This window comes from Isoptericola sp. NPDC060257 (assembly GCF_042726645.1).
Classification (GTDB): domain Bacteria; phylum Actinomycetota; class Actinomycetes; order Actinomycetales; family Cellulomonadaceae; genus Isoptericola; species Isoptericola nanjingensis.
In genome coordinates, this window is record NZ_JBHXAW010000015.1 from 14,912 (window position 1) to 29,859 (window position 14,948).

Here is a 14,948-nt window from a genome sequence, read left to right on the forward strand (position 1 = left end):
TCCTAGGCCGTCGATATAGTTATAGTTTCATAATCATTCTCCGCCCGGGCCGCGGCCCGGGCGTTCCTCTGCGCGCGCCGTCCGGCCCACCGACGGCGCCTCCACACCAAGGAGCCACCGTGAGCAGCGCACCGGCCCTCGCCCCAGACGTCACCGCGTCCCCGCCCGCGCACCGACCGCTGCGGGGGCGTCCCGCGCTGACCCTCGTCGGCGTCGCCTTCGGGCTGTTCCTGGTCGGCCTGGACGCGACCGTCGTCTCGATCGTCAATCCCGCGATCGCCGCCGACGTCGGCACCACGTTCGTGCAGCTGCAGTGGGTCACGCACAGCTACCTCCTCGGGCTGGCCGCCACCCTGATCCTGGCGGGCAAGCTCGGCGACAGGTACGGCCACCGCACGCTGTACCTGAGCGGCCTCGTGCTCTTCACGCTGGCCTCGGTCGCCATCGGCCTGTCGACCACCGCCACGGGGCTCATCACGTTCCGCGTCGTGCAGGGCGTCGCGGCCGGCATCCTCATGCCGCAGACCCTCGCGATGCTCCGCGCCACCTTTCCGCGCGAGAGGTTCGGCATGGCCGTGGGGATCTGGGGCGGCGTCTCGTCGATCGCGATCGCCGTCGGCCCCACGCTGGCCGGTGCGCTCGAGGCGTCGTCCGGCTGGCCGTCGGTGTTCTTCGTCAACGTCCCGGTCGCCGCCGCCGGCCTCGTCTACGGGCTGTTCCTGCTCCCCCGCACCAGCTTCCCCACGACCGGCAGGTTCGACCTGCGCGGCGTCGTCGTGCTCGCGCTCGGGCTGGTCGCGACCGTCTTCGCCATCGTGCAGTCCGAGACGTGGGGCTGGGGCGACGCGCGCACCCTCGGGCTGCTCGCGCTCGGCGTCCTCGTCATCGTCGGGTTCGTCGCCCTGGAGGCCCGCACCGAGGCGCGCACCGGCGACGCCCTGCTGCCGCTGTCGCTCTTTCGCGGGACGACGGTCGGCACCGGGGGGCTGATGATCGCCGCCAACTTCTTCGTGCTGATGGGCTCGACGTTCATCCTGCCGATGTTCTTCATCAACCTGCGCGGGGCCACCGCGCTGGACGCCGGCCTGATGCTGCTGCCGATGTCCGCCGTCTCGATCGTCTCCGCCCCGGTCGGCGCCCTGCTCGTCGCGCGGATCGGCACGCGCGCGACCGGCACGCTGAGCCTGGGCCTCACCGCCGTGGGCCTGCTGGTGCTGCCGACCTCGTCGGCCGGGTCGCCGTACGGCGTCATGGCGGTCGCGTTCGTCGTCCTCGCGATGGGCACCGGGATGACGGTCACCGCCGGAGCGGAGGCGATCGTCGGGTCCGCGCCCGTGCACCTGGCCGGGGTCGCGGGCGGCTTCCAGTCCACGTGCATCCAGATCGGCGGCGCGCTCGGCACCGCCGTGATGTCCGCCGTCGTCGCCGCGAAGGTCCACGCCGGCACCGCCGGGCTCGGCCTCGACGACGGCGCGCTCCAGGGCCTGGCGCAGGGGTCGGTGCCCGCCGGGCTGGACGACGTCGCCGCCCGCGCCGCCGAGGGCGCCTACGTCTCGGGCGTGCACGCCGCGTTCCTGGTCGCCGCCGTCGTCGCGGTCGTCGTCGCGGTCGTCGCGTGGGTCACGCTGCGCTCCTCGCGCCGCGCGACCGCCGGGCAGGTGCTCGTCGAGACGGTCGAGGGCGGGGCGGGCCACGCCTGAGGTAGATCACACGCGTCAAGATTCTTGACGTCGAGAGACCGGGAGTAGTCTCGGCGCATGGATGTGGAGGCACGGTCCGACGAGGTCGACCGGATCGTCGACGCGTGGCGCCGCGAGCGCCCGGACCTGGACGTCGAGCCGCTGACCGTGTTCTCGCGCGTCAGCCGGCTCGCGCGGCACCTGGACCGCGCGCGGCGCGGCGCGTTCGCCCGGCACGACCTGGAGACCTGGGAGTTCGACGTGCTGTCCGCGCTGCGCCGCGCCGGCGAGCCGTACCGCCTGTCCCCCGGCGTCCTCGTCGCGCAGACCCTCGTGACGAGCGGCACCATGACCAACCGCATCGACAGGCTCGAGGAGCGCGGGCTGGTGGAGCGCCACCGCGCGCCGTCCGACCGCCGCGGCGTGCTCGTGCAGCTCACCGCCGCGGGCCGGCAGCGGGTCGACGCCGCGATGAGCGACCTGCTCGACGTCGAGGCGCGCGTGCTCGACGCGCTGCCCGCCGCCGTGCGCCCCCAGCTCGCCGCGCTGCTGCGCACCGTCGTCGCGCAGTTCGACGAGTGATCGGGGATGCCCGCCGCGTGACGTCCTACCCCTCCCCCTCCGCCCGCGACGACGGCGCCCGCGCCGGCCTGCTGCTGGCGGCGCTGCTGCTCGTCGCGCTCAACCTGCGCGCCCCCATCACGTCGCTGCCCCCCGTGGTCGACGACGTCGCGGCGTCGCTCGGCCTCACGTCCGCGGGCGCCGGCCTGCTCACCTCCGTCCCGGTGCTCTGCTTCGCGCTGTGCACGCCGCTGGCGTCGGTGCTGGTCGCGCGGGCGGGCCCGGAGCTGTCGCTCGGCGTCTCGATGGCGGGGATCCTCGCCGGGACGCTGCTGCGCTCGGGGGGCTCCGTGCCGGCGGCCCTCGCCGGCAGCGCGGTGCTGGGTGTCGCGATCACGATCGGCAACGTCGCGGTGCCGGTGGTCATCACCCGCGACTTCCGCCGCCGGGCCGCCGCGGTCACGGGCGCGTACAGCGCGACGATGAACCTCGGGTCGACGTTCACCACCATGCTCACCGTGCCGCTCGCGACGGCGTTCGGCTGGCAGTGGGCGCTCGCGGGGTGGGGAGTGCTCGCCGTGGTCGCGATCGCGGCCTGGGTGCCCGCCGGGCGACGGCTCGCCGCCCGGGGCCGGGCCGCGGCACCGCGCGGGGAGGGCGGCGCCCGCGTCCGGCCGCCGTCGGCGCGCGCGGAGCTCGACGCCCTCGACCCGAAGGCCAGGTCCGCCGTCCGGCGCCTCGTCGTGCTGCTGTCGGTGGCGTTCGCGGGGCAGGCCTTCGGCTACTACGCCGTGACGGCGTGGCTGCCCGAGATCCTCCACGACCGGCTCGGCATGAGCGCCGCCGGCGCGGGCAGCGCGGCGGCCCCGTTCCAGCTGTGCGCGGTGGCAGGGTCGTTCCTCGTGCCGGCGGCGTTCTCGCGCGGCCTGTCGGCCCGCGCTGTCGCGATGCTCATGGCGGCGATGTGGATCTCGCTGCCGCTCGGGCTCCTGCTGGCGCCCGGGCTGTGGTGGCTGTGGGTGGGGCTGGCGGGCGCCGCCCAGGGCGGCAACTTCACCGTGATCTTCACGCTCGTGGCGCAGCGCAGCCCGGGCGTCGCGGTCGCGCGACGGTCGTCGGCGGTGGTGCAGACGGCGGGCTACGGGTGCGCGGTGCTCGCCCCGACCGTGATGGGCGCCGTGCACGAGGCGTCCCACGGGTGGACGGTGCCGCTGGCCCTCGTCGCGGGCGTGCTCGCCACGATGGCCGCGGCGATGTGGGTGGCGTCGGCCCGGCCCGCCGTCGACGGCGCCTAGCGATCCTCCGCCAGGGTGATCGCGAGGGAGCCCAGCGCCCGCAGCGCCTCCTCCGCGTGCGCCTCGTCGTAGCCGCGCGTGCACACGGCGATCACCAGGGCGCCCGGCCCCGGCGTGCCGACGAACGCGACGTCGTGCCGGATGCCGTCCACCCAGCCCGACTTGGAGCCGTAGGGCACGCCCTCGGGCACGGCGGCGGTGAGCTGCCGGTCGGTCTGGCGCGCGAGCAGGTCGATCATCCAGAGCGTGCGCTCCGGCCCGGCGAGCTGCCCGGTGACGACGGCGGACATCAGCGCCGCCAGGTCGGCGGGCGTCGTGCGGTGCGAGTCGCCGCGGGCCTCGGCCGCCAGGTCGCTGTACTTGCGCCCGAGGACGCTGCCGGCGGCGCCGACGTCGGCCAGGGCGCGGTTGCACGCGTCGAGGCCGACGAGGTCGATCACCATGTTGGTGGCCTCGTTGGACGACACGACGATCATCCGCTCGACCACCAGCCCCACGGGCATGGACGTGCCCGGCGGCGGCATGCCGGGGTCGAGGTCGTCGGGCTCGATGCGGTAGTCGGGCTCGCCGGGCACCTGGGACCGGAACGTGTCGGTGCTGGCCACCTCCTCGTCGAGCGTGAGCTCCCCGGCGTCCAGCGCGCGGGCGGCCGCGACCAGCACGGCCAGCTTGACGGTCGACGCGGCGTAGAACGGCGCGTCCGCGTCGCGCTCGGCGAGCACCTCGCCGCCCGCCCGCCGCACCTGGTACGCGACGACCGGGACGCCGTCCGAGTGCGTGCCCGTGCTCACCATCAGCGCACCCCCGAGACGTCGTGGGCGGGATCGTGGCCCCGTTCCTCCGCGTGTCGAGGGCGTGTCTTCCACCCACAGCGGTGGACGACGGCGGCGAACGCGGCCGCGAGCGCGCGGGCCTGCTTCTCGTTCTCGGGCGCGCGCTCGAGCGCGGCGGCGAGCAGCGCGTCGCGGTCGAAGCCGAGCTCGGCGAGCTCGTCCGCGTCCCAGGTGCCGATGCGTTCGGGCGCGGCCTCCGGGTGGAACTGCAGCCCCCACGCGACGTCACCCACGCGGAAGGCCTGGACGCCGCACGCGTCGCTCGTCGCGAGGTGCACGGCCTGCGGCGGCAGCCCCGTGATCGAGTCGACGTGGCTCTCGACCATGCGGACCTCGCCGCCCTCGGCGAGCTCCCCGAGCGGGCCGAGCAGGGCGTCGTCGGCCGCGTCGTCGAGCAGCCGCACGGGACAGAGCCCCTTCTCCGTCTCGCCCGAACGGCCCGTCACGGTGCCGCCCGTGACGTGCGCGAGCACCTGACCGCCCAGGCAGATGCCCAGCACCGGGACGCCGGCGTCGAGCGCCTCCGCGACGAGCGCGCGCTCGTGCGGCAGCCAGGGCGCCCGCTCGTCCTCGTCGGGCAGCAGGCCGCCGCCCAGCAGCACGAGGCCGGCCACGCCGTCGGGCGCAGCGGCCCCGGCGGCGGCGAGCGACGGGACCTGCTCCACGAGGTCCGCGCCCTGCACGACGACGGCGGCCGCGCCGTCCGCCTCCAGCCAGTCGGGCAGGCGGCCCGGGCCGCTGTGCGGGGAGTTCTGGACGAGGACGACGGTCGGTCGGTCGGTCACGGTCAGCGTTCCCTGCTCTCGAGGACGGGGCGGTCGGGGACGGTCTCGGGCACGGGGCCGTCGTCGTCCCCCCTCTGGTGGTCGTCGGCGTCCGGTGCGGCGTCGTGCTCGACGTCGTGCTCGACGACCGCGGCCGGGTCGTCCGTCGCCGCGGCGGAGCCCGCCGTCGGGTGCCCGCCGAACGCGGCGGCCTCCCGGGCGAAGTGGCACGCGGCGGCGTGCGGCACGGTCGCCGCGCCCCCACGACCGCCGTCGGGCCGGCCGATCGGGACGAGCACCGGGTCCTCGGTGCGGCACCGCGCGGGCACGGCGCCGTCACCCCCGAGCCCTTCCTCCGCCGCAAGCCGGTGGGCGAGCCAGCAGCGGGTGTGGAAGCGGCAGCCGGACGGCGGGTCGGCGGGCGACGGCGGGTCGCCCTCGAGCATCAGCTCGTCGTCGCGGCGGGCGGTGGGGTCGGGCACCGGCACGGCGGACAGCAGCGCCTTGGTGTACGGGTGGTGCGCGTCGTCGTACACCGCGGGGCGGTCGCCCTCCTCGACGACGCGGCCCAGGTACATGACCGCGACCTCGTCGGCGATGTGCTGGACCACGGCGAGGTCGTGCGCGATGAAGAGGTACGCCAGGCCCAGCTCGTCCTGCAGGTCCTCCAGCAGGTTGATGACCTGGCCCTGCACGGACACGTCGAGGGCGGAGACGGGCTCGTCGCACACGAGCACGCGCGGCTTGACCGCGAGCGCCCGGGCGATCCCGACGCGCTGCCGCTGCCCGCCGGAGAACTGGTGGGGGTAGCGGTGCGCGTGGTCGGGGTCGAGGCCGACCAGCTCGAGCAGCTCGGCCACGGCCCGCCGCCGGCCCCCGGCGGGGACGGCGTCGCGGTGGATGCGGAACGGCTCCGCGACGATCTCCCCCACCGACATGCGCGGGTTGAGCGACGTGTAGGGGTCCTGGAACACCATCTGCACGTTCCGGCGCAGCTCGCGGCGGGCGCCACGCGACATCGTGGACACGTCCTCGCCGTCGACGAGCACCTGCCCGCGCGTCGGCTTCTCGATCCCGACCAGTACGCGCGCGAGCGTGGACTTGCCGGACCCGGACTCCCCCACGAGGCCGAGCGTGCGCCCGCGGCGCAGCGCCAGCGAGACGCCGTCCACGGCCTGCACCTGCCCCACGGTGCGCTTGACGACGACGCCCCGGCGCACCGGGTAGGACTTGGCCAGGTCGCGCACCTCGAGGACGACGTCGTCGGACGCCGTGGGTGCGACGGCGGGGCCGGTAGCGGTCTCAGGCACGGACGCCTCCCAGGAGCTCGGCGGCGAAGTGGCAGGCCGACGACCGGCCCGGGGCGACGTGGTCGAGCGGCGGCTCGACGGTGCGGCACAGGTCCTGGGCCATGTCGCAGCGCGGGTGGAACGCGCAGCCCGACGGGACGCGGCCGGGCGCCGGGGGCCGGCCGGGCACGACGGGCAGCCGGCCGCCGGCCACCTCTGCGCCGGAGTCGAGCCGCGGCACCGAGCGCAGGAGGGCCCTGGCGTAGGGGTGCGCGGGCGCGGCGTACAGGTCGCGCACGGGCGCGTGCTCCACGGCGCGGCCGGCGTACATCACGGTGACGTCGTCGGCGACGCCCGCGACGACCCCGAGGTCGTGGGTGATCAGCACGAGCCCCATCTGCCGCTCCGCCTGGATCTCGGCGAGCAGCCGCAGCACCTGGGCCTGCACGGTGACGTCGAGCGCCGTCGTCGGCTCGTCGGCGATGAGCACGTCCGGGTCGAGGGCCAGGGCGGACGCGATCATCACGCGCTGCCGCATGCCGCCGGAGAACTGGTGCGGGTACTCGTCCACCCGCTGCGCCGCGTTCGGCACCTTCACCAGGTCGAGCAGCTCGACGGCGCGCCGTCGCGCCTCGCGCCGCGACGCCCCGGTGCGCGAGCGCAGGGACTCGGTGAGCTGGTAGCCCACGGTGTGCACCGGGTTGAGCGCGGCGAGCGCGTCCTGGAAGACCATCGCGACGTGCGTGCCGCAGTGTGCGCGGTGCCGGGTCGGCGACAGCGCGAGCAGGTCGGTGCCGCGGTAGCGCGCGGTGCCCCGCACGATGCGCGCCGTCGGGGGCAGCAGCCCCATCACGGCCAGCGAGCTCACCGACTTGCCGCAGCCGGACTCGCCGACCAGGGCCAGGGTGCGGCCCGCCTCCACGCGGTAGCTCAGGCCGTCGACGGCGCGCACCGCGCCGTCGTCCGACCGGAACTCGACCGCCAGGTCCTCCACCTCGAGCAGGACGTCGCCGGCGGAGCGTTCGGCGTCGGCCGGGGGGATCAGGGTCTCGGTCACGGGGATCACCGGAGCCTCGGGTCGAGGGCGTCGCGCAGGGCGTCGCCGAGGGCGACGAGCGCCAGGACCGTGAGGACCAGGCACCCGAGCGGGTACAGGAGCAGGTACGCGTACCCGCCGGTCACCCAGTCCGCACCGTTCGTGATCATGATGCCCCAGCTGATCGCGGGCGGCCGGACGCCGATGCCGAGGAACGCCAGCACCGCCTCCGTGCTGATCACGCCGGCGATCGCGGTCGGCACGAGCGCCGTGACCGGACCGATCGCGTTGGGCAGCACGTGCCGCACCATCACCCGCAGGTCGGACGCGCCGAGCGCGCGGGCAGCCGTCACGTAGTCGAGGTTCTTGGCCTCGAGCGTGGCCGCGCGGACGTACCGCGCGTACGCCATCCAGCCGAACATGGTGAGCACCACCGCCGGCAGCAGGATGACGTCGAACGTGCCGCCGCCCACGCTCACCTTGCGGAACAGCGTGAGGAGCAGCAGCGCGGCGAGCAGCAGCGGGATGACGAGGAACACCTCGATGGTGCGGGACACCACCGAGTCCACCCACCCGAGGTAGTACCCGGCCAGCAGGCCCAGCGTGACCCCGATGAGCAGGGACGCGCCCACCACCACGAACGCCAGCGTCAGCGACGGGCGGGCGCCGTGCACGAGCTGGGCGAGCAGGTCGCACCCGTGCACGTCCGTGCCGAGCGGGTGCTCGCCCCCCAGGCCCTGCGGCCGGATCTTCGAGTCCCCGATGACGCAGCTCTGCGGGTTCGTGCTGGTGAACAGCCGCGGGAAGGCCGCCATCACGGCGAAGAAGACCACGACGACGGCCGCCGCGATCACGTCGGGCCGGCGGCGCAGCCGGCGCCAGGCGTCGCCGCCGAGCGACGTCGACGCGTCGACCGCCGGCGCGTCCGGGGTGGCGGTGGCCGCCGTGGGACCGGGAGCGGTGCGTTCAGGCATAGCGGATCCTCGGGTCGAGGGCGGCGTAGGCGATGTCGACGACCAGCATCACCACCACCGTCACGGCGGCGAGGATCGTCACGATGCCGAGGATGAGCGCGACGTCCGCGGCGCGGACCGCCTCCCAGAGCACCCCGCCCATGCCGTAGATGTTCATCATCCCCTCGGTGACGACGGCGCCCGCGAGCGCCTCGGTGAAGGTCAGGCCGACCGCGGTCACCACGGGCACCGCGGAGTTGCGGATCACGTGGTGCGTCACGACGTGCCGCTCGTTCAGGCCCCGCGAGCGCGCGGTGCGCACGTGGTCCCCCGCGTACGACTCCAGCTGGCTCGCGCGGACGAGGCGGATGAACGCCGCCGACCCGGCGAGGCCCAGCAGGATGCCGGGCACGAGGAGCGTCGCCCACGGGTGGTCGTCGTCGAACGACGGTCTGAACCACAGGGCGGGCAGGCTGCCTGCCCCGAACGTGTCCTCGGCCCAGCCGTTCAGCGGCACGGCGAACACGTACCGGTACACGAGCAGCAGCACGAAGATCGGGAACGCGTCGATGAGCACCGACGTCAGCCGGATGCCGTGGTCGGCGGACCGGTCGCGCCGGCGGGCCGCCGCGGTGCCGAGGCCCATGCCGAGCACGAACCACACGATCGTCACGACGAGGAACAGCTTCAGGGTGTTCGGGGCGGCGGTCGCGACGATGTCCGTGACCTCGCGTCCCCGCAGGTTGGTGCCGAAGTCACCCTGCGCGTACTGCCCGAGGCGCTCCACGAACGGGCCCAGGCACGGGTTGCCGGTCTGGTCGTAGCAGGGGTCGTCCAGGCCGAAGCGTGTCTCCACGGCGGCGAGCTGCGACTTCGTGGGCACCTTGTCGCCGAAGAATGCCAGGGCGGGGTTGCCGTTGAGCTGGATCGCGAACGTCGTGAGCAGGTGCAGCACGAACATCACGAGCAGCAGGGTGGCCACCCCCAGGAGGGAGCGGCGCAGGATGTAGCGGCCCATTCACGGAACTTTCTGGTGGTGCGGGGAGGGACGCCGGTTGAGCTTGTCGCGACCCGTGCGACAGCGGTCTCGACAAGCTCAACCAGCGAACTGACTAGCCGTTCGTGACCTCGAGGAGGCGCAGCTTCGGCTCACCGCTGAACGGGTCGAGCACGACGTTCGACACGTTCTCGCTGTAGTAGTCGGTGTTCTGGGCCACGAACAGCGGGACGGTCGGGAAGTCGGTCGCCAGGATCTTCTCCGCCTCCTGGTACTGCGTGACCGCCTCCTCGAGGGTCGCGGCCTCGTCGCCTGCCTTGACGGCCGCCTCGAAGTCCGCGCTGTAGTAGCCGAACTCCACGTTGCCGTTCTTCTCGTCGCCGCTGGCGTACACCGGGGCGAGGTAGTTCTCGTTGAGCGGGTAGTCCGGGAACCAGTTGGCGCGGAACGGGCCGGAGAAGTCGCGGGCCGCGCGCCGGGCGAAGTAGTCCGGCGTCGCGTCGAGCTCGTACGGGATGCCGAGCGTCTCCTGGATGGAGTCGCCGACCGCCTTGAACAGCTCCTGCTCGGTGGCGTCCTGGCCGAGGTGGATGGTCAGCTTCTCGCCGTCGGGCCAGCCGCCGGCCTTCTCCAGCGCCGCCTTGGCGGCCTCCGGGTCGAAGGTGCACCACTCGCAGGTGCCGCCGGTGCCGCCCGGCACGACGTCGGGCACCACCCAGGAGTCCGCGGGGACCCGCTGTCCGGGCAGGAGGGCGTCGATGATGCCCTGCCGGTCGACGGCGAGCGAGATCGCCTTGCGGAACTCGACGTCCGTCCACGGGCCGTCCTTGTACAGCGGGAAGGCCAGGTAGGTCAGCGCGGCGCCCGGGCCTTCGACGTACCTCTCCTGCAGGTCGGGGTCGTTGGCGGCGGCCTGCTGCTCGGCCGGCGGCGGCACCGCGAAGTCGAGGTTGCCGGCCTGGAAGTCCGGCCAGTTGTCCTCGCCCGTGTACTCGGTCCACTCGATGGCGCCGTACTCCGGCGTCTCCTCGAGCGTGTAGTCCTCCCACCGCTGGGCGGTGAGGTTCACGCCCTGGTCCCACTTCTCGACCTGGAACGGGCCGTTGCCGATCGGCTGCACGGCGCACGCCTCGATGTCGTCGAGGCACTCCTGCGCGATCGGGAAGAAGCCGGTGTAGCCGAGCATCGTGGAGAAGCCCGCGAACGGCCCGGTGAGGGTGACCTCGAGCGTCTGCGGGTCGACGACCTTCAGGCCCGACAGCGTCTCGGCCTCGGGCTCCTTGGTGACGTTGCCGTCGTCGTCGGTCTCGCCCTGCATCTCGTCGTAGCCGGCGATGCGCTCGAAGAAGTAGTTGTTCGCCATGGCATTCGGGCCGTACGCGGCGTAGTTCCAGGCCCGGGCGAACGCGTCGGCGTCCACCGGCTCGCCGTTCTGGAACGTCAGGTCCGGCTTGATCTTGATCGTCCAGACCGTGTTGTCCTCGGTCTCGACGCTCTCGGCCACGTAGTTGTACGGCTCGGTCGTCTTCGGGTCGTACCGGACCAGCCCGTCGTAGACGACGTCGAGCACGGAGATGTTGTCCCCGACGTTCGAGTCCATCGGCAGCAGCGTCTCGACGTCCTGCGAGAGCGACAGGTGCAGCGTCGCGTCCGGGTCGCTGCCACCGCCTCCCCCGCCGCCGTCCGTGCCGTCGTCGTCCCCGCCGCCGCCCGAACAGCTCGCCAGCACCAGCGCCACCGCTGTCGCCGTGGCCGCCACTGCAGCCCTTCGCCCCATCGTCACCGGCTTCTCCCCACGTCCTGGTCGCTCAAGGCGCCGTCGCCATGCCGTGCTCACGTCGTCGTGCACGTCGCCGCCGGCCGCGCGCACGGGCCCGCGACGGCGTTGCCGTGGAACATATCGCCATCATGGCCTCCCGTGGTGAAAATCACTGTTAAGGATGGGTAACGATCGACCGCGTGTCGCGCCCGACGTCGGCCCGGTCGCGCGAGCGGGCCCGGCTCACCGCCCGCGTCCTCACGGCGGCAGTCCGGGCTCGCGGCGGCAGTTCGAACTGCCGCGGTGGGGCGAAACTGCCGCGACGACGCTGCCCCCAGGCCGGGTTCCCTCCACAGCCGCACGTCGGACGGTGCCGCGACGAGTGCGCACCGAGCACCATCCCGGGCATGAGCGACGACGAACGCGCCCTCCTGATCGCAAGTCACCACGACCCCGCAGAGCTGCGGCGCGCGACCGCCGCGCGAGAGATCGAGCGCGTGCGCCGGGGCGCCTACCGCGCGCCACGGGCCGGTACGCACGACCCGCATGCCCACGCCCGCGACCACCTGGCCGCCGTCCACCAGCAGCTCGACGCCGACCACGTGTTCAGCCACGAGTCCGCGGCCCTGGTCTGGGGCGTGCCGCTGTGGGAGACGCCGTCGACGACGCACGTGCTGCAGCGCTCGGGCGCCAGCTCACGATCGGCCCACGACATCGTCCGACGGCGCGGGTTGCCGGAGCGCTGGGTGCAGCGCGAGGGACTGCCGATCACCGACCTGACGCGCACCGTCGTCGACTGCGTCACGACGATGCACCCGCTCGGCGGCCTCGTCGTCGCCGACTGGGCGCTCGGTCGTGGCCTCGACCGCGCGGAGGCGGTACGGCTGCTCGTCGGGCGACGCCGCGGGGTCCGTAGGGCGCGCCTGCTGCTCGACCTGGCGGAGGGGCAGGTCGACCCGCCGTGGGAGACCTGGCTGCGGTACGTGGCGGTACGGGCCGGCCTCCCGCGACCCGGGACGCAGCTCAGGGTGGACACGCGCGCCGGCCGCTTCTTCGTCGACGTCGCCTGGCTCGAGCACGGCGTGCTCGCCGAGTTCGACGGCCGGATCAAGTACCGCGACGGCGCCTTCGGCCCGGGCTACGACGCCGAGCAGGCGCTGTTCGACGAGAAGGTGCGCGAGGACGCCATCACCGAGCGGCTCGGCGTGCGGCCGCTGCGATTCGTCGCCCGGGACGCCCGTGACCCCGACGGCGTCGCGCGACGCCTGCTCGCGCGGTTCCCGGCCGACGTCCGACGCGCGGCGCGGATCAACCCGCTGCTGCCGGCACCGCCGGCGCGCGCTCACGGCGGCAGTTCGCGTTCGCGGCGGCAGTTCGAACTGCCGCGGTGAGGCCGAACTGCCGCGGTGAGCGGGCCGGTGGCCGCCCTCAGCAGTTCTCCCACCGGGCGCAGCCGGCCATCTCCAGGGTCGGTTCGACGGGGGTGTCGTCGGCGGGCCCCTCCTCGAGGTAGGTGCTGCGCCACAGCGCCTGGCCGTCGATGCCGAGATCCTCGACCTCGAGGAGGCGGTGCTCGTCGGTGTCGTACGCGAGCCGGACTGTCCCCCCTTCCGTCGCCTCGTGCTCGAGCCTCTCCCCCGTCCGTCCGCGCGAGTCCTCCTTCTCCACCTCGACGCTGGTGCCCGGCAATCCGGACATCACGGCCCAGAGGGCATCCCGCACCTCCGGGGGTGCGGGGCTGGCGGTGAGCAGGTCCTTCGCCATCTCGAAGATCTTGTCGTCCGGGGTGCCCACGCCGCGGTCGTCCTCGACGCTGCCGCGCAGCAGCTCGTCCAGGTCCTCGGCGTCGGTGGGCAGGGAGTACAGCTCGTCCCAGTGGATCTGCACCCACTCCCCGTCGATGAGCAGCACCCCCCAGATCGCCTGGCCGAACGCGTCCGGCCGCTCGAGGTCGCCGTCGGTCACCCACAGGCCCGGGTCGGTGTGCCCGTACCAGGTCTGCCGGGTCTCCACGGAGTCAGGGTCACCCGCCCCGGCCGTCTCGGAGGTCACGAGCCAGTACGGGTCGTCCGGCCATCCCCCCAGCTCGGCACCGGGCTCCGTGCTGGGCTCCGGACGTTCCGGTGTCTCGCGCACGACGACCGGCACGTCGGGGCCGGCAGGTGAGACCTCGGCCGCGAACCACGGGTTGGCCTCCACCCACCAGGCGGCGGCCACTGCCACGACGGCGACGGACGCGACGCCGCTCACGAGGGCCCGGCGCGCGCGCCGTCGTCGGGCCGCCGGGACGACGCCGTCGGTGCGGACGTCGATCCGCGGTGCCACGTCGTCCACGTGGGCGCGCAGCTCGCGCGCGAACTGCTCGTCGTCGGGGGTCATCGGGCGCCTCCCCGCTCGGTCCGTGCAATTCCGTCGGCGGCCTCGAGGATGGACCGGAGCTGAGCCAGCCCGCGCGACGCGGTGGACTTCACCGTGCCGACGGAGACGCCGAGGTCGGCCGCCACCTCGCGCTCGGTGAGGCCGATCAGGTGCCGCAGCACGACGATCCGCCGCTGCCGCGTGCTGAGCGTCGCCAGGGCGCGGACGAGCCGGTCGCGGTCGGCGTGGTGGTCGGCGTCGGACCGACGCGCGGCGCCCTCCGGCAGCTCGGCGGGGGCGGTGACCACCTCGCGCCGGCGCTTGCGCCACAGGTCGATGCGGAGGTTCGCGAGGACCCGCCGGGCGTAGGCGAGCGGATCGCCCTCCCGCGCCGTCGACCACTTGAGGTACGTCCGCGTCAGCGCCTGCTGCACCAGCTCGTCGGCGAGGTGCGCGTCGCCGCACAGCAGCCACGCGGTCCGCGCCAACGCGGGCGCGGCGTCGCGCATGAAGGAGGTGAACTCCTCCTCGGACGTCGCGCCGGTGCGCAGCAGCCGGAACCCCACGTCGTCGGGCGGGTCGGCCTCGGCCCGGGCCGTCATCGTCACGGTCATGTGTTGTACACGACCGGGCGGGTCCGCAGGTTGAGTCACGACTTGGTCACGACGCCGGCCGCACCCAGCGCGGCAGTTCAGGTTCACGGCGGCAGCTCGAACTGCCGCAGTGAAACCGAACTGCCGCGGCGGTCAGAGGCCGCGGGCGACTCGCGCGAGGTCGCCCACGGCGGCCGTCACGTCGTCGAGCGCCCGGGCGGTGCGCTCCGGGTCGTCGTCCACCTCGAGCGAGTGGTCGCCGCCGTCCACCTCGAGCACGCGCGCGCCGGACGCCGCGGCCAGCCCGCCGTCCCACAGCCCGTCGGCGGTGCCGCCCACCAGCAGCGCCGGCACGCCCGACGTCCCCAGCCCGGCGGCGGCGTCGCGCACCTCCGGCGCCCGGTCGGCGGTGAGCAGGGGCGTCAGCCACGCCCCGGGCAGCCCCAGCTCGACGGCGACGGGCAGCGCCAGCGTGCCGAGCGACTTCGCCAGCACCAGCTGCGTCGCCGCGGGCGCCGCAGCCACACCGTCCCGCAGCACCTCCGCGTACACCCGCCGCGCGACGTCGAAGTCCGGCCGCCCGTCCCACACGACGGTCCGCACCGTCCAGCCGGCGGCACGCAGCGCCTCGGCCGGTCGCGCCAGCACCGGCCCCTCCGCCGTGTACCCGACGCCGGGCAGCACGGTCAGCACCAGCCCGGCGTCGCCGTCGTCCACGATCACGCGAGAGTCAGCCACGACCTCAGCCTGCCACCACGGTGAGACGACAGGAGGCAGGTCGGGGAATCGCGCGCACGGTAGTCACACCCGAAGTGGAGGGCGCCCTGGCGC

The 14,948-nt window shown here is 74.2% G+C and carries 14 protein-coding genes; 4 read left to right on the plus strand and 10 right to left on the minus strand.

The features are described 5' to 3' along the window. The first annotated feature begins 119 nt into the window (after nt 1-119). From ACFWEK_RS02600 to ACFWEK_RS02610, 3 genes are read left to right on the plus strand one after another with little or no spacing between them, the layout of a single operon-like run. On the plus strand, nt 120-1,700 hold the full coding sequence (locus ACFWEK_RS02600) for an MFS transporter (protein WP_430552988.1): 1,581 nt from the start codon (nt 120-122) through the stop codon (nt 1,698-1,700). 57 nt (nt 1,701-1,757) lie between these two features. Then, nucleotides 1,758-2,261 carry a MarR family winged helix-turn-helix transcriptional regulator gene (locus ACFWEK_RS02605; RefSeq protein ID WP_429764450.1) on the plus strand — a complete coding sequence of 168 codons (504 nt, stop codon included), beginning with the start codon at nt 1,758-1,760 and terminating at the stop codon, nt 2,259-2,261. A 17-nt stretch (nt 2,262-2,278) separates the two neighbouring features. After that, nucleotides 2,279-3,535, plus strand: coding sequence for a CynX/NimT family MFS transporter (locus ACFWEK_RS02610; protein ID WP_430552989.1), 1,257 nt, complete (start codon nt 2,279-2,281; stop codon nt 3,533-3,535). Here the strand turns inward: ACFWEK_RS02610 and ACFWEK_RS02615 are convergent. The 7 genes from ACFWEK_RS02615 to ACFWEK_RS02645 form a co-directional block, all read right to left on the minus strand. After that, entirely contained in the window at nt 3,532-4,329 is a 798-nt protein-coding gene (locus ACFWEK_RS02615; RefSeq protein WP_430552990.1) for a serine hydrolase, read from the minus strand. The genes ACFWEK_RS02610 and ACFWEK_RS02615 overlap by 4 nt on opposite strands. Further along, nucleotides 4,329-5,153: a type 1 glutamine amidotransferase gene (locus ACFWEK_RS02620; RefSeq protein WP_430552991.1), complete on the minus strand. Its 825-nt coding sequence runs from the start codon at nt 5,151-5,153 to the stop codon at nt 4,329-4,331. The genes ACFWEK_RS02615 and ACFWEK_RS02620 overlap by 1 nt, the downstream gene beginning before the upstream one ends. 2 nt (nt 5,154-5,155) lie before the next feature. Continuing rightward, nucleotides 5,156-6,442, minus strand: a complete 1,287-nt coding sequence (locus ACFWEK_RS02625; protein ID WP_430552992.1) for an ABC transporter ATP-binding protein — start codon at nt 6,440-6,442, stop codon at nt 5,156-5,158. After that, nucleotides 6,435-7,478 carry an ABC transporter ATP-binding protein gene (locus ACFWEK_RS02630; protein WP_430552993.1) on the minus strand — a complete coding sequence of 348 codons (1,044 nt, stop codon included), beginning with the start codon at nt 7,476-7,478 and terminating at the stop codon, nt 6,435-6,437. The genes ACFWEK_RS02625 and ACFWEK_RS02630 overlap by 8 nt, the downstream gene beginning before the upstream one ends. Before the next feature lie 5 nt (nt 7,479-7,483). Then, the gene (locus tag ACFWEK_RS02635) at nt 7,484-8,431 is read right to left on the minus strand and encodes an ABC transporter permease (RefSeq protein ID WP_430552994.1); all 948 of its coding nucleotides are present in this window, start codon (nt 8,429-8,431) and stop codon (nt 7,484-7,486) included. After that, nucleotides 8,424-9,428 carry an ABC transporter permease gene (locus tag ACFWEK_RS02640; RefSeq protein ID WP_430547257.1) on the minus strand — a complete coding sequence of 335 codons (1,005 nt, stop codon included), beginning with the start codon at nt 9,426-9,428 and terminating at the stop codon, nt 8,424-8,426. Before ACFWEK_RS02640 ends, ACFWEK_RS02635 begins: the two co-directional genes overlap by 8 nt. 94 nt (nt 9,429-9,522) lie before the next feature. Continuing rightward, a complete protein-coding gene (locus ACFWEK_RS02645) occupies nt 9,523-11,166 on the minus strand; it encodes an ABC transporter substrate-binding protein (RefSeq protein WP_430547256.1) in 1,644 nt (547 codons plus the stop codon). A gap of 407 nt (nt 11,167-11,573) precedes the next feature. Here ACFWEK_RS02645 and ACFWEK_RS02650 point away from each other — a divergent pair, with 407 nt between their 5' ends. Continuing rightward, nucleotides 11,574-12,557, plus strand: a complete 984-nt coding sequence (locus ACFWEK_RS02650; RefSeq protein ID WP_430552995.1) for a hypothetical protein — start codon at nt 11,574-11,576, stop codon at nt 12,555-12,557. Between the two features lie 37 nt (nt 12,558-12,594). Here the strand turns inward: ACFWEK_RS02650 and ACFWEK_RS02655 are convergent, their stop codons facing one another. From ACFWEK_RS02655 to ACFWEK_RS02665, 3 genes are all read right to left on the minus strand, one after another. Next, on the minus strand, nt 12,595-13,545 hold the full coding sequence (locus ACFWEK_RS02655) for a hypothetical protein (protein ID WP_430552996.1): 951 nt from the start codon (nt 13,543-13,545) through the stop codon (nt 12,595-12,597). Further along, nucleotides 13,542-14,138, minus strand: coding sequence for a SigE family RNA polymerase sigma factor (locus ACFWEK_RS02660; protein WP_430552997.1), 597 nt, complete (start codon nt 14,136-14,138; stop codon nt 13,542-13,544). The genes ACFWEK_RS02655 and ACFWEK_RS02660 overlap by 4 nt, the downstream gene beginning before the upstream one ends. Nucleotides 14,139-14,270: 132 nt before the next feature. Beyond that, complete coding sequence (locus ACFWEK_RS02665; protein WP_430552998.1) at nt 14,271-14,855, minus strand: hypothetical protein; 585 nt, start codon at nt 14,853-14,855, stop codon at nt 14,271-14,273. Nucleotides 14,856-14,948 lie beyond the last annotated feature (93 nt).